At 66.5% G+C, this 16,935-nt stretch carries 18 protein-coding genes; 7 read left to right on the top strand and 11 right to left on the bottom strand.

Annotation, left to right across the window (positions count from 1 at the left end):
* Nucleotides 1–36: 36 nt before the first annotated feature.
* From ACWIGM_RS12640 to ACWIGM_RS12625, 4 genes are read right to left on the bottom strand one after another with little or no spacing between them, the layout of a single operon-like run.
* Nucleotides 37–831 carry a class I SAM-dependent methyltransferase gene (locus tag ACWIGM_RS12640; RefSeq protein ID WP_454026278.1) on the bottom strand — a complete coding sequence of 265 codons (795 nt, stop codon included), beginning with the start codon at nt 829–831 and terminating at the stop codon, nt 37–39.
* A 33-nt stretch (nt 832–864) separates the two neighbouring features.
* Complete coding sequence (locus tag ACWIGM_RS12635) at nt 865–1,662, bottom strand: ABC transporter ATP-binding protein (RefSeq protein WP_454026987.1); 798 nt, start codon at nt 1,660–1,662, stop codon at nt 865–867.
* Nucleotides 1,659–2,732 (bottom strand): FecCD family ABC transporter permease, encoded by a 1,074-nt coding sequence (locus ACWIGM_RS12630; protein ID WP_454026986.1) that lies wholly within the window; start codon nt 2,730–2,732, stop codon nt 1,659–1,661. Before ACWIGM_RS12630 ends, ACWIGM_RS12635 begins: the two co-directional genes overlap by 4 nt.
* Before the next feature lie 26 nt (nt 2,733–2,758).
* Nucleotides 2,759–3,901 carry an ABC transporter substrate-binding protein gene (locus ACWIGM_RS12625; protein ID WP_454026277.1) on the bottom strand — a complete coding sequence of 381 codons (1,143 nt, stop codon included), beginning with the start codon at nt 3,899–3,901 and terminating at the stop codon, nt 2,759–2,761.
* 184 nt (nt 3,902–4,085) lie between these two features.
* Between ACWIGM_RS12625 and ACWIGM_RS12620 the strand changes: the two genes are divergently transcribed.
* Nucleotides 4,086–4,583 carry a YcgN family cysteine cluster protein gene (locus tag ACWIGM_RS12620; RefSeq protein WP_454026276.1) on the top strand — a complete coding sequence of 166 codons (498 nt, stop codon included), beginning with the start codon at nt 4,086–4,088 and terminating at the stop codon, nt 4,581–4,583.
* A gap of 28 nt (nt 4,584–4,611) precedes the next feature.
* Here ACWIGM_RS12620 and ACWIGM_RS12615 read toward each other — a convergent pair whose 3' ends face one another.
* Nucleotides 4,612–5,757 carry an alpha-hydroxy acid oxidase gene (locus tag ACWIGM_RS12615; protein WP_454026275.1) on the bottom strand — a complete coding sequence of 382 codons (1,146 nt, stop codon included), beginning with the start codon at nt 5,755–5,757 and terminating at the stop codon, nt 4,612–4,614.
* A 268-nt stretch (nt 5,758–6,025) separates the two neighbouring features.
* Here ACWIGM_RS12615 and ppdK point away from each other — a divergent pair, with 268 nt between their 5' ends.
* On the top strand, nt 6,026–8,710 hold the full coding sequence (gene ppdK / locus ACWIGM_RS12610) for a pyruvate, phosphate dikinase (protein WP_454026274.1): 2,685 nt from the start codon (nt 6,026–6,028) through the stop codon (nt 8,708–8,710).
* Nucleotides 8,711–8,734: 24 nt separating this feature from the next.
* Complete coding sequence (locus ACWIGM_RS12605; RefSeq protein WP_454026273.1) at nt 8,735–9,439, top strand: HAD family hydrolase; 705 nt, start codon at nt 8,735–8,737, stop codon at nt 9,437–9,439.
* Between the two features lie 10 nt (nt 9,440–9,449).
* Here the strand turns inward: ACWIGM_RS12605 and ACWIGM_RS12600 are convergent, their stop codons facing one another.
* Entirely contained in the window at nt 9,450–9,944 is a 495-nt protein-coding gene (locus ACWIGM_RS12600; RefSeq protein WP_454026272.1) for a GFA family protein, read from the bottom strand.
* Nucleotides 9,945–10,234: 290 nt separating this feature from the next.
* On the opposite strand from ACWIGM_RS12600, the gene ACWIGM_RS12595 reads away from it, so the two are divergent.
* From ACWIGM_RS12595 to ACWIGM_RS12580, 4 genes are all read left to right on the top strand, one after another.
* Nucleotides 10,235–10,444, top strand: a complete 210-nt coding sequence (locus tag ACWIGM_RS12595; protein WP_152016986.1) for a cold-shock protein — start codon at nt 10,235–10,237, stop codon at nt 10,442–10,444.
* A 197-nt stretch (nt 10,445–10,641) separates the two neighbouring features.
* Nucleotides 10,642–12,141, top strand: coding sequence for a DEAD/DEAH box helicase (locus tag ACWIGM_RS12590; RefSeq protein WP_454026271.1), 1,500 nt, complete (start codon nt 10,642–10,644; stop codon nt 12,139–12,141).
* A gap of 185 nt (nt 12,142–12,326) precedes the next feature.
* Entirely contained in the window at nt 12,327–12,596 is a 270-nt protein-coding gene (gene infA, locus ACWIGM_RS12585; protein ID WP_057187732.1) for a translation initiation factor IF-1, read from the top strand.
* A gap of 5 nt (nt 12,597–12,601) precedes the next feature.
* Complete coding sequence (locus ACWIGM_RS12580) at nt 12,602–12,871, top strand: hypothetical protein (protein WP_454026270.1); 270 nt, start codon at nt 12,602–12,604, stop codon at nt 12,869–12,871.
* A gap of 250 nt (nt 12,872–13,121) precedes the next feature.
* Here ACWIGM_RS12580 and ACWIGM_RS12575 read toward each other — a convergent pair whose 3' ends face one another.
* The 5 genes from ACWIGM_RS12575 to ACWIGM_RS12555 form a co-directional block, all read right to left on the bottom strand.
* Nucleotides 13,122–13,742 (bottom strand): hypothetical protein, encoded by a 621-nt coding sequence (locus ACWIGM_RS12575; RefSeq protein ID WP_454026269.1) that lies wholly within the window; start codon nt 13,740–13,742, stop codon nt 13,122–13,124.
* 254 nt (nt 13,743–13,996) lie between these two features.
* A complete protein-coding gene (locus ACWIGM_RS12570; RefSeq protein ID WP_454026268.1) occupies nt 13,997–14,320 on the bottom strand; it encodes a hypothetical protein in 324 nt (107 codons plus the stop codon).
* A 121-nt stretch (nt 14,321–14,441) separates the two neighbouring features.
* Complete coding sequence (pstS, locus tag ACWIGM_RS12565) at nt 14,442–15,485, bottom strand: phosphate ABC transporter substrate-binding protein PstS (RefSeq protein WP_454026267.1); 1,044 nt, start codon at nt 15,483–15,485, stop codon at nt 14,442–14,444.
* A 179-nt stretch (nt 15,486–15,664) separates the two neighbouring features.
* Nucleotides 15,665–15,871, bottom strand: coding sequence for a CsbD family protein (locus ACWIGM_RS12560; protein ID WP_284168656.1), 207 nt, complete (start codon nt 15,869–15,871; stop codon nt 15,665–15,667).
* Between the two features lie 77 nt (nt 15,872–15,948).
* Complete coding sequence (locus ACWIGM_RS12555) at nt 15,949–16,863, bottom strand: LysR family transcriptional regulator (RefSeq protein ID WP_454026266.1); 915 nt, start codon at nt 16,861–16,863, stop codon at nt 15,949–15,951.
* Nucleotides 16,864–16,935: the final 72 nt, after the last annotated feature.

Below are 16,935 nucleotides of genomic sequence, written 5' to 3'. Positions count from 1 at the left end.
CTAACTGCACGGCAAAAACGGTGTGCTGCCGGTTGGTCAGTCTTTGGTCGCGAGCAGCGCGAAGCGGGTCGAGGACGCGAGCCGGAGCGCATCGTGCAGGGCGCCATGGCGCTGCTGCGCCCTGACGACCTGTGCATAGTCGGCGGCCTCGATGCGGGCGAACCCGGCCTGGCGCAGCATCGCGCCGAGCCGCTCGAAGCTCAGGCCCTCGCGGAAGAAGAAGCGCTTGGTGATCGAGTCGAAGGCTTCGCGGTCGGAGCCGTGCGCGGCGGCGCCGGCGCGCTCGCGCAGGAAGGTCGCTGCCCGGTTGAGCAGCCCCTGCAGCCAGGAGCGGTTGATCCAGTCGCCATCGATGACTAGCAGCTTGCCGCCCGGCTTTAGCACCCGGAACCATTCGGCGAAGGCGGCCTCGGGATCGGTCAGCGTCCAGACCAGATGGCGCGTCACCAGCGCGTCATAGCTGGCATCATCGTCGAGCAGGCGTTCGGCATCACCAGCCAGGATGCGGGCGTTGTCGCCGTGCTTGGCCCGGGCACGGGCTAGCATATCCTCGGAGAAGTCGATTCCCGTGACCTTGTGCCCGAGCGAGAGCAAGGCGCGGGTGATCTCACCGGTACCGCAGGCGAGATCGAGCACTTCGCGCGGCTCCGCACCGAAGGATTGTCGCAGCAGCGACTGGAAGGCGGCGAGCTCGGCGTCCGACTTGATAGCGTGGCCGACCTGCTGGTCGAAAGTGGCGGCCCGGCCGGACCAATAGGACCGGATCTCCTCCTTGAGGGAGAAGTTGGCGCCAGGGGTGGAAAGACCAGTGGGAAGGCTGCTGTCGGACATCGGCGGTTCGCCAAGCTGAACTCTGAGAGGGTGTTATTCCGCTGCCTGGGCGGGCGCAAGCTGCGCCTCGCCGCGGCTCCGCCTGCGGGCCGAGCCGTGGACGACGACGAAGGGCGTCTCACCGTCATTTGCCTCGACACGGGCGACGACGCCATAGACCTCTTCCAGCAAAGCGGGCGTGATGATCGCGCGCGGATCGCCGAAGGCAGCGAGCCGTCCCTGCGACAGCACCATCACCTTGTCGGCGATGCGCAGGGCCTGGTTGAGGTCGTGGATCGCGATCAGCACGCAGATCTGCCGCTCGCGCGCCAAGCGGCCGACGAGGCTGAGAACCTCGAACTGGCGGTGCAGGTCAAGTGCGCTGGTCGGTTCGTCGAGCAGCATGATCTCGGGCCGACGCACCAGCGTCTGGGCGATCGAGACGAGCTGGCGCTGGCCGCCGGAGAGCTCGCCGAGGCCGCGAAAGGCGAGGTCGGCGATGTCGAGCGCGTGCAGGGCTTCGTCGATCGCGGCGAGCTCGTCGTCGCCGACGCCCCAGGACCCGCCCTGCTTGCGGGCGAGCAGGATCGATTCATAGACGGTCAGCACCGCGTTCACCGCGGTATCCTGCGGCAGGTAGCAGGGCGTCTTGCCAGTCGTGCTCTCGACCTGGACCTTGCCGGCGCCCGGGATCAGACCGGCGATGCGGCGGAACAGGCTCGACTTGCCGGCGGCGTTCGGGCCGATCACGGCGACGACCTCGCCGCCGGTCATGGTCGGCGTGGTGATCCCCGAAAGAATCTGGCGCTTGCCATAGGCGACGCCGACATCATTGAGCGCAAGGCGCTTCACCACGAGCGCCTCCGGCTGGTCAGAATCAGGCTGAAGAAGAAGGGCACGCCGACCAGTGCGGTGACGATGCTGATCGGGAAGATCAGCCCGGGGATCAGCGACTTAGAGACCACCGAGGAAGCCGAGAGCACGGCGGCCCCGGCCAGCGCGGAGGCCGGCATGAAGAAGCGCTGATCCTCGCCGATCACCATGCGCGCGATATGCGGGCCGACCAGGCCGATGAAGCCGATCGTGCCGACGAAGGCGACCGGCACCGCCGCGAGCAGCGCGACGAGCAGCATGGTCTCGAGCCGCAGATACCTGACGTCGATGCCGAAGCTCGCCGCCTTCTCGTCGCCGAGGCGCAGCGTCGTCAGTGCCCAGGCCCGGCGCGCGAACAGCGGAATGCAGATCAGCAGAACCGCCGAGGTGATGGCGAGCTTGTGCCAGTTCGCCTTGGTCAGCGAGCCCATCATCCAGAACACGACGGCGCCGAGCGCCTGCTCGGAGGCGAAGAACTGCAGCAGCGCCAGCAGGGCGTTGAAGGTGAAGACCAGGGCGATGCCGAGCAGCACCACCGTCTCGGTGGTGACGCCGCGGCGCTGGCTCAGCAGATGGATCAGCAGCGAAGCGCCCATCGCCATGATGAAGGCGTTGAGCGGCACGACATAGTCGATCGCGAGCGGCACGATCGAGACGCCGAAGACCAGCGCCAGCGCCGCGCCGAAGCTCGCCGCGGCCGAGATGCCGAGCGTGAACGGGCTGGCGAGCGGGTTGTTCAGCACGGTCTGCATCTGTGCGCCGGCGATGGCGAGGGCCGCGCCGGTGACGACGGCCATCAGCGCGACGGGCAGGCGGATGTCCCAGATCACCACCCTGACCGCAGCCGGGGCGGTCGAGGGCGAGATCAGCGCGTTGACGACTTCGGCAACGCTGTAGCGCGCCGGCCCAAGCATCAGGTCGACGATCAGGCAGGCCAGCAGCACAGCGGCGAAGCCGGCGAGGATCAGCTTGCGGCGCAGCGCCAGCGCCCGGTAGGCATCGCGCCCCTGGGCGGCCGCTCGCGGCGCCTCCGCTTGCGGAGGCGCGATCTCGTCAGCGCTGGCGGGAGCAAGGCTCACTTGGCAGCCTCGAGGGAGACCCACAGGCCGGGCTCGTAAGGCAGTGGCAGGAAACGCTCATGCAGCGTCTTCATGGTCGCGTTCGGGTCGACATCCTTGAACAGCTCGGGGTGCAGCCATTTCGCGATCTCCTGGATCGCCACGAACTGGTAGGGACTATTGTAGAACTGGTGCCAGATGCCATGAACCTGGCCGGTCTTGACGGCGGTGGTCTGGGCGAAGGCCGGGCGCTTCATCAGATTGGTCAGCTTGCGGCGCGCCTCGGTCATGTTGGCGCCATAGCCGAGCCCGACCCAGTTGCCGCCCGGGACAAAGCCGTCCCAGTTGCTGCCGGTGACGATCACGACATCGGGATTGGCGGCGACGATCTGCTCGGCATTGACTGTGCCGAAGGTGCCGGGGATCAGCGGGGTCGCCAGGTTCCGGCCACCGGCGAAGTCGACCATCTTGCCGAAATTCTCATTGCCGAAGGACATGCAGCAATCGTCGGAATAGCCGCCGGCGCGCTCGACCATGACGAGCGGGCGCTTCAGATCCTTGGCGCCGGCGAGGCGGTCCGTGACGAGCTTGATCTGCTCGGCCCGGAACTTGATGAAGTCCTCGGCGACCTGCTCCTTGCCGAAGAGCTTGCCGATCAGCCGCATCGACGGCTCGGTGTGCTCGAACGGCTTCTCGCGGAAGTCGACATAGACGACGGGAATGCCGACCGAGGCGAGCTTTTCGACCAGCTTGGCCTCGTCGCTGGCGATCTTGGCCTCGATATTGAGGAAGAGCACGTCGGGCTTGAGCGCGATCGCCTGCTCGATGTCGAAGGCGCCTTCCTTCATGCCGCCGAAGGTCGGCAGCTTGGCGATCTGCGGATAACGCTTTTCATAGGCGCGATACGTCTCGGGATCGGCCTTGCCGAGATCGTCGCGCCAGCCGACGACGCGTTTGAACGGCTCGTCCTTGTCGAGCGCGCCGACGAAATACATCTGCCGGCCCTCGCCGAGGATGATCCGCTTGACCGGCGCCTCGACCTCGACCTTGCGCCCGACGATGTCGGTGACTGTGACCTTGTCGGCCAAAGCGGGGAGGGAGGTGATCGCAAGGCCCGCGGTGACGGTAAAGGCGCGCAGCAGATGTCGGCGGGTCAGCATCGGGAAAGCTCGGAAACGAGGGAATTCTTCCTCCCGTTAGGCCGATCCGAGTATTCGGTCAATTTTCATAGATTATAATGCCTCTAAACAAAGATTAGAATGACTATAAAATTGTGACTGCCGCGCCGCGTCGCTGCGACGCTGGCGCGCTTCCCTCCGTGCCCTCGCCGGGGCATAAGCGGCCATGGCCGACCAGATGATCGACAGCACGCCCTTCTGGCGTAGCAAGACGCTTGAGGAGATGACCGAGGCGGAGTGGGAATCGCTCTGCGACGGCTGCGGCCGCTGCTGTCTGGTCAAGCTCGAGGACGAGGATACCGGCAAGATCCACGCGACCGATATCGGCTGCCGCCTGTTCGATGCGGCGACCTGTCGTTGCCGTGACTACACCAATCGCTCGAAGACGGTGCCGGATTGCGTCACGCTGACGCCTGATGCCGTGCGCTCGCTGTCCTGGCTGCCGCCGACCTGCGCCTACCGTCTCGTCGGTGAGGGCAAGGACCTGCCCTGGTGGCATCCGCTCGTTTCGGGCGATCCGCAGACTGTCGTCGCTGCGGGCGTCTCCGTCCGGGACAAGGTCCACGCCAATGAGGACGAGGTCGGCGAGGACGAGATCGTCGAGCGCATCGTCAATTGGCCACTGCGTTGGCCGAAGGCTGCACGCGGCAAGCGGGCCGGCTGAACGCAGGTCGAGGGGCCGCGCCGCGCAGCTAGCGGAAGCGCAGATTCTCGCGCGACAGCTGGTCGAGCCTGGTCACGCCCATCAGCTTCATGCCGCGCTCCACCTCGGTCCTGAGCTGGCCGAGGGCCCGTTCGACGCCCGGCTGCCCGGCCGCCGCGAGCGGATAGAGGTAATAGCGCCCGACACCGACCGCCTTGGCGCCGAGCGACAGCGCCTTCAGCACATGGGTGCCGCGCTGGATGCCGCCATCCATGATCACGTCGATACGATCGCCGACCGCATCGACGATCTCAGCGAGCTGGTCGAAGGCTGCGCGCGAGCCGTCGAGCTGGCGGCCGCCATGGTTGGAGAGGATGATGCCGGTGCAGCCGATCTCGACCGCGCGCCTGGCGTCGGCGACCGACATGATGCCCTTCAGGCAGAACTGCCCGGACCAGAGCCTGACCATCTCGGCGACGTCGTCCCAGGTCATCGCCGGGTCGAGCATCTCGGTGAAATAGCGGCTGATCGACATCACGCCGCCACCCATGTCGACGTGGCTGTCGAGCTGCGGCAGGCTGAATTTCTCATGGGTGAGGTAGTTCAGCGCCCATTGCGGCTTGATCGCGAACTGCGTCACGCCGGCGAGGTTGAGCCTGAACGGAATCGAGAAGCCGGTACGCAGATCGCGCTCGCGGTTGCCGCCGGTGATGCTGTCGACGGTCAGCATCATCACATTCACGCCAGCCGTTTTGGCGCGCTCCATCATCGCCCGGTTCAGGCCGCGGTCCTTGTGGAAGTAGAACTGGTAGACCTGCGGCCCGCTATGGGCCTTGCGCAGCTCCTCGAGGCTGATCGTGCCGAGCGAGGACACGCCGAACATGGTGCCATAGCGCGCCGCGGCCGCGGCGACTGCGCGTTCGCCCTGGTGATGGAAGAGGCGCTGCAAGGCAGTCGGCGAGAAGTAGAACGGCACGGCGAGCTTCTGGCCCATCACCGTGACGGAGGTGTCGAGGCTGCTCACGCCGCGCAGGACACTCGGAACGAGGTCGCAGCGCTCGAAGCTCTCGGAATTGCGCCGGAGGGTGACCTCGTCATCGGCGCCGCCATCGATGTAATTGAAGATCGGGCCTGGCAGCCGCTTCCTGGCGAGGGTGCGGAAGTCATGGAAGTTGTGGCAGTCGTTCAGGCGCATCGTTCGTTCTGGAAAGGCGGGGCGGCGCCGGCAACCATCGGATCAGCGGTGGCCGCCGCTGCTCAAGGCGGGACGGCACCCTATCGCGCAACGCCCACCTTGGCCATATTGCGCCGCCTGCCGCTGCGCATGCTCATTGATTGTTCATCCGGTTTTCGGCATGACCACGCCGCACCGGTGCGCTGCAGCAAGCGGGCACTGCAGATGCGAAACCATGTGGGCGCGCAGGCGTTGATCAAGCCGGCGACAACCTTGGGAAAGGCAGGCTATGGCAGGGCAGAAGTGGGTCTACACCTTCGGCGACGGCAAGGCCGAAGGCGAGGCGGGCATGAAGAACCTGCTCGGCGGCAAGGGCGCGAACCTGGCCGAAATGAGCAATCTCGGATTGCCGGTGCCTCCCGGCTTCACCATCACCACCGAGGTCTGCACCTGGTATTACGACAACGGCAAGAATTTCCCGGCCGAGCTCGATGCCGAGGTCAAGGCGGCGCTGGCCGGCATGGCCAGGCTCACGGCCAAGACCTTCGGGGACCCGGCCAATCCGCTGCTCGTCTCGGTCCGTTCCGGCGCTCGCGCCTCGATGCCGGGCATGATGGACACGGTCCTCAATCTCGGCCTCAACGACGTCACCGTCGAGGCGGTTGCCAAGGCCTCGGGCGATGCCCGTTTCGCCTATGACAGCTATCGCCGCTTCATCACCATGTATTCGAACGTCGTGCTCGACGTCGATCACGGCCATTTCGAGGAGGCGCTCGAGGATTACAAGGAGCGCAAGGGTCTCAACCTCGACACCGATCTCTCGGCCGATGACTGGAAGGTGCTGGTCGGCAAGTACAAGGAAATCGTGAAGAAGGAGCTCGGCTCCGAGTTCCCACAGGATCCGCAGGAACAGCTCTGGGGCGCGGTCGGCGCCGTCTTCTCCTCCTGGATGAACGCCCGCGCCATCAAGTACCGCGAGCTCAACAGCATCCCGGCCTCCTGGGGCACGGCGGTCAACGTCCAGTCGATGGTCTTCGGCAATATGGGCGAGACCTCGGCGACCGGCGTCGCCTTCACCCGCAATCCCTCGACCGGCGAGAACGCGCTCTATGGCGAGTTCCTGATCAACGCCCAGGGCGAAGACGTCGTCGCCGGCATCCGCACTCCGCAGGACATCACCGAGGCGGCCAAGATCGCTGCCAAATCCGACAAGCCTTCGATGGAGAAGGCGATGCCGGAGGCCTATGCCGAGCTTTGCCGCATCTACGGCATCCTCGAAAAGCACTACCGCGACATGCAGGACATGGAATTCACCATCCAGGAGAGCAAGCTCTGGATGCTGCAGACCCGTTCCGGCAAGCGCACCGCCAAGGCGGCGCTCAGGATCGCGGTCGAACTCGCCCGCGAAGGCCTGATCACGGAGCAGGAGGCGGTCGGCCGTGTCGAGCCCGGCGCGCTCGACCAACTCCTGCATCCGACCATCGACACCAAGGCCGAGCGCCGTGTGCTGACCGCCGGCCTGCCGGCTTCGCCCGGCGCCGCCGCCGGCGAGGTGGTCTTCACCTCGGAGGCGGCCGAGGCCGCCAAGAAGGGTGGCAAGAAGGTCATCCTCGTCCGCGTCGAGACCTCGCCCGAGGATATTCACGGCATGCACGCCGCTGAGGGTATCCTGACCACGCGGGGCGGCATGACCTCCCATGCCGCGGTGGTGGCGCGCGGCATGGGCAAGCCCTGCGTCTCCGGCGCCGGTCAGATCCGCGTCGACTACGCCAAGGGCACGATGACCGTCGGCCCGACCACGCTGAAGGCCGGTGACTTCGTCACCATCGACGGCAGCAATGGCCAGGTGCTGCTTGGCGAGGTCAAGATGCAGCAGCCGGAGCTCTCCGGCGACTTCAGGACGCTGATGGGCTGGGCCGACAAGGTACGGCGCCTCAAGGTCCGCGCCAATGCCGAGACCCCGCGTGACGCCAAGGCGGCCCGCGAGTTCGGCGCCGAGGGCATCGGCCTCTGCCGCACCGAGCACATGTTCTTCGATGCCGGCCGCATCCTCGCCGTGCGCGAGATGATCCTGGCCGAGGACGAGAAGGGCAGGCGGGCTGCTCTCGCCAAGCTCCTGCCGATGCAGCGCCAGGACTTCGTCGAGCTCTTCGCCATCATGCAGGGGCTGCCGGTGACGATCCGCCTGCTCGATCCGCCGCTGCACGAGTTCCTGCCGCATACCGACGACGAGATCGCCGAGGTCGCAGTGGCCATGGGCACGACGGCCGAAAAGCTGAAGCGCCGCGCCGCCGAGCTGCACGAGTTCAACCCGATGCTCGGTTTCCGCGGCGTGCGCCTCGCCGTCGCCTATCCCGAGATCGCCGAGATGCAGGCGCGCGCGATCTTCGAGGCGGCGGTCATCGCCGCCAAGGAGACCGGCCACCCGGTCATCCCGGAGGTGATGGTGCCGCTCGTCATGGGCGCGCCCGAGCTCGACCTGGTCAAGGGCCGGATCGATGCGATGGCGGAGGCCGTCAAGAAGGAGAGCGGCAGCGCCTTCACCTATCAGGTCGGCACCATGATCGAATTGCCGCGCGCCGCGCTGCGGGCGGAGGAGATCGCCAAGAGCGCCGAATTCTTCTCCTTCGGCACCAACGACCTGACGCAGACCACGCTCGGCATCAGCCGCGACGACGCCGGCTCCTTCCTCGGCTCCTATACGGCGCGCGGCCTGCTCGAATCCGATCCCTTCGTGACGATCGACCAGGATGGTGTCGGCGAGCTCGTCAGGCTCGCCGCCGAGCGCGGCCGCAAGGCGCGCCCGAACATCAAGCTCGGCATCTGCGGCGAGCATGGCGGCGATCCGGCCTCGATCGGCTTCTGCGAGAGCGTGGGGCTGGATTACGTCTCCTGTTCGCCCTTCCGCGTGCCGATCGCGCGCCTCGCCGCCGCGCAGGCGGCGCTGGGGGCGATCAAGGCCAAGGACGCCTGAGAAGCGGGGAGGGCGCGATCCATCATGGCGGCACGCGCCCTCACCACCATCGGCTTCGATGCCGACGACACGCTCTGGCAGAACGAGCAGTTCTTCCGCCTGACGGAAGATCGCTTCGTCGCGCTGCTCGGTGAGCACGGCGAGGCCGCCGAGATCTCCGGCAAGCTGCTCGAGGCTGAGAAGCGCAACCTCGCCTTCTACGGTTTCGGCATCAAGGGCTTCACTCTCTCGATGATCGAGACGGCGCTCGAGATCACCCGTGGCCAGGTACCGCCGGCAGTGATCGGGGAGATTCTGGCGGCGGGCCGCGAGATGCTGACCCATCCGGTCGAGACGCTGCCGCATGCCAAGGACACGCTCGCCGTGCTCGCCGGCCACTACCGGCTGGTGCTGATCACCAAGGGCGATCTCTTCGACCAGGAGCGCAAGCTGGCCCAGTCCGGCCTCGGCGATTTCTTCGACGCGGTCGAGATCGTCAGCGACAAGAGCACCGCCACCTATGAGAAGCTCTTCGCCCGCCATGGCGACGGGGCAAGGCGGGCGATGATGGTCGGCAATTCGCTGAAATCCGACATCGTCCCGGCGCTCGCCGCGGGCGCCTGGGCGGCGCATGTGCCGCACGAATTGACCTGGGTCCTGGAGCATGCCGAGGAGCCGGCGGACGAGGCGCGCTTCCGCAAGCTCGCCGATCTCGGCGGGCTGGTCGATCTTGTCAGCGAGATCGGCTGAAGCGCGCCCTCTATTCGATCCATAGCCCGCGCTTGCGGTGCCACTCCTCGATTGAGTCCTGCGGATAGTCGTCGAAGCGCTGGTCGCGAGGGCCGATATCGGGTTCGACCCAATCCGCCTTGAAGCGGAGCAGCAGATGGGTCTTCTCGTTTGCTTTCGGCAATTTGCTGTCGATGACGGAGGCGAAGGGGTGGATGAGCTCCGGCCAGGCCGGATCGAATACCCATAGCGCCGTGCCGCAACCCTTGCAGAAGCGCCGTTCGCCGCGCGACGTCTCGCAATGGCCGGAGTCGTCGCAAATCTCGGCATGGAAGACGCCGATCGAGTCTTCGCCTTCGATCTTGAGCGTGGCCGCGTCCGCCATGATGTTGATGGCGAAGCCGCCGCCACCGGCGGTCTTGCGGCAGATCGAGCAGTAGCAGAGCTGGTAGGGTACCGGCGTGTGACTCTCGGCTGTGAAGCTCACCTTGCCGCAGCGACAGGAACCTTTCAGCGTGATCGGCATCGTTCGCCTCCCGACAATCTTCTGACGACAACCAGCCGGACGCGTGGTTGTTCAACCTGTCGCAAAGGAGGCGAAAACCCGCTCTGCTGGACCGAGCTTGCAATTTATGCTAGCTCCACCGATGTAAGACGAGATGCGGCCGGTTCTGGCCAATCCTCCGCGCGGGTATTCCGACCGGCGGGCCACTTCAGATCCACCACACGTCGATACAAGGCCATGGCAAGGCGTCCGCGCGTCCGGTTATGGGTTCCACGAATACGCGGATCTGAAGTGCAAGGATTAGTCCCGCTATGAACAAGGGCACCGTCAAGTGGTTCAACGCCACCAAGGGCTACGGCTTCATCACCCCTGAGGCTGGCGGCCCGGACATTTTCGTCCACATCAGCGCCGTCGAGCGCGCTGGCCTGCGCGAGCTGCGCGAAGGCCAGGTCGTCTCCTACGAGCTGATCGCCGATCGCAAGACCGGCAAGTCCTCGGCTGGCAACCTCGTCGCCGGCTGAAGACGTTTTCGGGCGGACCATCCGTGTCCGCCCGTTTTCAAGATGCGAGCCTTGAGGCCCGCGACACACGACATCCTCCGGCGCAGTGGCTAGCGGTTCGCCGGGCGGAAAGAGACCATGCGTAGACCGAGACGGCATGTCGAGGCGCTTCCGTTCACCACGTGCGCCCCATTTCGTTCGGCTCAGAAAGACCTGATTTGACCAAATTTACCGACCTCGGCCTGGCCGAGCCGCTCCTCAAAGCGCTCGCCGCCGAAGGTTATGAGACGCCCACGCCGATCCAGGCGCAGGCGATCCCTTCCATTCGCGATGGCCGTGACCTGCTCGGAGCCGCCCAGACCGGCACCGGCAAGACCGCCGCCTTCTCCCTGCCCATGCTGCACCGGCTGCTCAACCAGCCGCGGCGCATGCAGCCGCGCTCGGTGCGCGCCCTGATCCTGTCGCCGACGCGCGAGCTCTCGGCGCAGATCGAGGCCAGCATCCGCACTTATGCCCAGTTCACCTCGCTGAAGTCGACAGTGATCTTCGGCGGCGTGCCGGTCGGCAAGCAGATCCGCGCGCTCGGCCAGCATGTCGACATCCTCGTCGCGACGCCCGGCCGCCTGCTCGACCTCGTCGACCAGCGCGCCGTCTCGCTGCGCGAGATCGAGTTCCTGGTGCTGGACGAAGCCGACCAGATGCTTGACCTCGGCTTCATCCACGCGCTGCGCAAGATCGCGACGCTGATCCCGAAGCAGCGCCAGACGCTGCTGTTCTCGGCGACCATGCCGAAGGCGATCCGCGAGATCGCCCAAGCCTATCTGACCGACCCGGTCGAGGTCGCGGTCGCGCCTGTCGCGACCACGGCCGAGAAGATCGAGCAGCGCGTCATCTTCACGGAAGCTGGCCAGAAGCCGGCACTGCTGGCGAAGACCTTGAGCGTTCCCGAGATGGAGCGCGCCATCGTCTTCACCCGTACCAAGCACGGTGCCGACAAGGTCGTGCGCCAGCTCGAGCAGTCCGGGATCAAGTCGGCTGCGATCCACGGAAACAAGAGCCAGGGCCAGCGCGAGCGCGCCCTCGGCGCCTTCCGTGACGGCGAGCTGCGCATCCTGGTCGCGACCGACATCGCCGCCCGCGGCATCGACGTCGACGGCATCAGCCATGTCGTCAATTTCGACCTGCCGAATGTGCCGGAGACCTATGTCCACCGCATCGGCCGCACCGCGCGCGCCGGGGCGTCGGGCCTCGCCATCGCCTTCTGCACGCCGGAAGAGCGTGGCGATCTCGCTGCGATCGAGAAGCTGACCAAGATCGCGCTCACCCCGGTCGGCGACGTGCCGCATTGGGATGGCCGCACCCCGAAGAAGCCGCCGCAGAATCGTGGCGGCCGCGGCCAGGGGCGTCCGCAGAACGGGCAGCAGCCGGGTCAGGGTCAGCGCCGCGACGGCCGCGGCGCGCAGGGCCGCAATGGCCAGCGCCAGGAACAGGGCGAGCGTCAGGGCCAGCCGCATCGCGAGCAGTCCCGTCCGAACCAGCAGCGTCCGCATCAGGCGCGCCCCGAACAGCAGCGTCATGAGCGCCCGGCCCAGCGCCAGGATGGGGGCGGTGCACGAAAAGACGCGGTTTCCGGCAAGGAAGGGCTTGGCGGCGTCGCGTTCTTGCAGCAAAGAACGGGACAACGACGCACCGGCGGCGGCGGGCGGCGCCCGAACTGATAGGCACCGCAACCGCTAGAGCCCGTTCCGATCAGCTTGCATTGCAAGCTGATCGGCAAAACGGTCTCTAACTAAAAGTGAGAGACGGATTCACCGATCAGGTTGATTCAACCTGATCGGATCCGGCTCTGGGCTAGGCCCATCCGGCCTGGCCCCGCGCCGAGGACAAGACGAAGGATCAGCGAATGGCGAAAGAAGAACTGCTCGAATTCGACGGCACCGTGGTCGAGGTGCTCCCGGACGGTAACTACCGGGTCAAGCTCGACAATGATCACGTCATCCTGGCCTATGCGGCCGGCAAGATGAAGAAGAACCGCATCCGCACCATCGCCGGCGACCGCGTGGTCGTGGAGATGTCGCCCTACGACCTCGACAGAGGCCGGATCAATTTCCGCCAGAAGACCGCGAGCCCCGGCCCGATGCCGCCTCGCCCGCAGAACTTCCGCCGGCGCTGACGCCCGTGCGCTTCAGCCGGCCCGAGCAGTTCTTCATCGCGGCCGGCGCCGGGCTCGGCGCGCTCGCCTCGCTCGCGGTCCACTCCGGCTGGATCGCCAGAGGCGGTACCTTCCCGCCCTTCGTCTATGTGCTGCTGGCTCTCGCGCTGGTCGAGGTCGTCGCCGGCTTCGCGACGAAGCAGCCGCCTGGCACCCTGTTCTCCATGCCCGCCCGCATCCTCGCCTTCGCGCTCGGCGTCGGCGTGCTGATCCTGCTGACCGGCGGCTTGGCCTGACAGCCAGCGACGTTTCAAGCTCGACATTGATCCAATCGCGTCATGCTCGCCCTTGTGGCGAGCATCCACGTCTTGCCCACTGCGCACGGCCGGCGAAGACGTGGATGGTCGGGACAGGCCCGACGATGGCGGGGGAAGGCAACTTGCGCGCCTCCCCAGTTGTCGATCCAAGACAAAAAAGCCCCGGCCGAAGCCGGGGCGTGAGGTGCTTGTTACGTGGTGACAGGTACTACGAAGAAAACTCGAAAACTCAGTAGCCGCCCCTGGCCCAGTATTGCGAACCGGGGCTGACCAGGACCTGGCGCTGGCGCGTCGCATATTCGGCCGGCACGGTCTCGTGCTCGACCCGCGAGGCGCTGACCATGACGCGGCGGCTGCGCTGGCCATACACGGCCGGAATGACGTCGTAGTCGACCGAGGCCGGCGAGACTTCGACGGTGCGCTGCTGATAGCCGTATTGTGCGGGGACATGCACCCAGCAGCCGGTCGTCTGGCCGTAAGCGTCGCGGGTGACTTCCCAGCGCTTGGTCGCCGGCGAGATCAGGACCTTCTCGGAGACGGTCCTGTACTGGGCCGGGATGTGGCGGGCGACGCGGCGCTCCGGCTGGAGCACCACCTGCTCGGTGACCGTGTCGTATTGGGCCGGAATGACCTTGGAGAAGGTACGCTCGGGGCGCACGACATAGCTCTCATCGACGGTACCGTAGACCGGCGGGGTCGAGACCAGCTTGTAGCAGGAACCGCCGCCGCACGTGCTGACCGGCGCCCGGTAGCAGGAGGAAGCGTAGCAGCCGCCGGCGACCGCCGGGGCGGCGAGGCCGAGAAGGGCCGCCGCGGCGAGACCCGAAAGCGAAAGAAGCCTGAACGTCATAGTCGACCCCAACCCTGCGTTGCGCACCGCTGCCGCTGCGTCGTTGAGGGTAGAAAGCCCGAAGCGATCTATGAAGACAAGGTTAACTGCAAAACAAGGTAAAATTAACCAGTTTCAGCGGCGCTGAAGCTGCTGGTATCCTTGTCGGAGCGTCAAGCCGGCCGCCGGCATTCGAGTGAATTTCCCTTGCCCGCCCGCTACCTCTCAAGGCAGCAGGCGGTGCCTTTCGACAGGGGAGCGCTTCTCGGCGTAGGTCACTCGATCGCGCCGCGCTTCATGCCGAAGCCTTCGATATAGCAGCCGCAGGACGAGTTCCGTGGCGCGGGTTCCGCCGCGCATGAGCCGCGCGAGGTCAGACAGACGTCGCCGAAGCGCCGGCGAGACGGCCGATCATAGCCGTAGCGCGGGCCGTCGTCGCGATAGCGCGGGCGGTCATCGTCATAGCGCGGTGGCGGCGGCCTGTCGTAATCGTAGCGCGGCGCCGGCCGGTAATACGGGTCGTAATACTGGGCGTTTGCGCTGGTCGCGGACGAGATGGCTGCGCCGACGAGAGCGGCGAGAGCGAGCGTCCTGAGCATGCCTGTCCTCCTGGTCGCCCGGCCGGGGCCGGGTGTGAATCCATCGGAGGTCAGAATAAGGGCCAGTCTATGAACGGCGCGTGAGTGTCGGTGCCGGATGAGCCGGAAGGCTTGGGTCAGCTCAGCTGCCGGCCTTCATGCTGTTGGCCCAGTAGTCCTTGACCTGCTTCACAAGCGTCTCCGGCAGCGGCACATAGCCGAGCGTGCTGGCGTCGGCAGCGCCGCTCTCGAAGGAGAGGCGGAAGAAGTCGAGCACCTCCTGCGTCCGGCGCGTGCGCGGCTTAGGCACCAAAGCGAAGGTGGTGGCGACGATCGGGTAGGCCTCGGCGCCGGGCGCGTCCGTCAGCATCAGCGAAAAGTCCGTGGCCTTGGCCCATTCGGCGCTGGCGGCGGCGGCAGTGAAGCTCGCCGGATCCGGCTTGACGAAGTTGCCGGCCTTGTTCTGCACCTGGGCGTAGGCGAGGCCGGCGCGCACGACCTGGCCGAATTCGACATAGCCGATCGCGTTCTTGGTCCGCTTCACCGCGTCGGTCACGCCCTGCGTGCGCTCGGCGCCGGCGCCGACCGGCCAGGGGACCTGCGTGTTGACGCCGACCTTGCCGCGCCATTCCGGGCTCGCCTTGGCGAGATAGTCGGTCCAGTTGAAGGTCGTGCCCGAGCCGTCCGAGCGATAGATCACGCTGATCGGAGCGTCGGGCAGCTTCAGCTCGGGATTGGCCGCCTTGATCGCCGGGTCGGACCAGAGCTTGATCCTGCCGAGATAGATGTCGGCGAGGAGGGGGCCGGTGAAGCGGATCTGGCCGGGGCCGATGCCGTCGATGTTCACCACCGGGACGATGCCGCCCATCACGATCGGGAACTGGATCAGGGCCGAGCGCTGCAGCTCCTCGGCGGAGAGTGGCCGGTCGGAGGCGCCGAATTCGGCGGCGCGCTGGGTGACGCGGACCTCGCCGCCGAGCGAGCCGATCGGCTCATAGTCGACGCCGATGTCGAGCGGGGTCATCTCGGCGCCGTCGGACTTGGCGACGCGGTAGTTCTGCGCCCATTTGCCGATGACCGGGAAGGCGAAGCTCGAACCCGCGCCGGTGATCGGCTCGGCGGCGGCAGGCGCCGTGCAGGCGGCGAGAACAGCGCCGGCGACGGCCAGCTTGACCAGGAGCTTCATGCGTCCACCCACCCTGTCGCGGCCCGAGAGGGCCAAGGCCAACGAGGTGACGCTAGGGAGGCGCGGTGACGTTGCGATGACGTCGCTGCTCCGGCAAACGAAAGGCCCCGCCGGTGCGAGCCGGCGAGGCCTTCCTCAGCGGTGATGCCGGCCTTGCAGCCTGCATCGACCGTGAGTGGTCAATGCCAGGTCTGGCGGCCGTACCAGGCGTCGACATCGGTCCGGACCTTGTCCTTCTCAATGCCGTAGCGCTCCTGGATCTTGCCCTCGAGCTGGTCGCGCTTGCCGGCGATGACGTCGAGATCGTCATCGGTCAGCTTGCCCCATTGCTCCTTGACCTTGCCCTTGAGCTGCTTCCAGTTTCCTTCGACGCGGTTCCAGTCCATCGGACGCTCCTCATCTTCGTGATAGGTGTATTCAAGGAACGCGCGGGCGGCGGAATTGTTCGGCGGAAACTGAATTCCTAAGGGCGCTCGGGGCTGCGAGCAGCGAGCCGCGCACGCAGGCGCGGCGTCATCCAGTCCAGGAAGGCGCGGACCTTCAGGCTGCGCAGTCCACCCTCCGCATAGGCGAGGCTGACCGGCAGTGGCGCCGGCGCGAACGGCTCCAGCACCGCTTCGAGCGCGCCTTGCCGGAGCTGCTCCTCGACCTGATAGGACAGCACGCGCACGAGGCCGAAGCCGGCCAATGCCGCATCGATGGCGGCGGCGGTCGAGTTCACCGACAGCCGCGCTCTCGGCTCTTCGCCGAGGGCGGGATTGTCGCCGCGATAGCGCCATTCCGGCGTGACCGAAAAGCCGCGGAACGAGACGCCGTCATGATCCCTGAGCTCCTCCGGCGTTCGTGGCCTGCCATGGCGGGCGAGATAGGCCGGGCTGGCGCAGATCACGCGGCGGACTTCTCCGACCTTCACCGCGATCAGCCCGCCGGCGTCGAGATGGCCGATCCGCACCGCGACGTCGATGTGCTCGTCGGCGAGATTGATCTGCCTGTCTTCGAGATGAAGCTTGAGCGCGATTTCCGGGTTCTGCTCCAGGAAGGCGAGGGCGATCGGCAGGACATGGCGCTGGCCGAACAATGTGGGAGCGGTGACGCGCAGCTCGCCGCGGGGTGCGCTGTATTCCCCGGCGGCCATGCGCTCGGCCTCCTCGACCTGTTCGAGGATCCGCCGGCTGGCTTCGATATAGGCGAGGCCCGCTTCGGTCAGCTCGGTTCCGCGCCGCGTGCGCAGCATCAGTTTCGCCCGCAGATGGCTTTCGAGCTCGGCGATCTTGCGGCTGACAGTCGCGAGCGGCATGCGCAGCTTGCGCGCGGCCGCCGACAGGCTCCCGGCCTCCACCACCGCGAGCAGCACCGCCATGGCGTCCAGACGATCCATCAGCCTTCCATAATTCGAGAGGGTGTCTCCACGATACGTCCATAGCACCCGACGATCGAGAGGACTACGTCG

The organism is Allobosea sp. NPDC055332 (assembly GCF_053645455.1).
The sequence above is the reverse complement of the archived record's forward strand: the minus strand, read 5'-3'. Positions and strand labels throughout refer to the sequence as shown.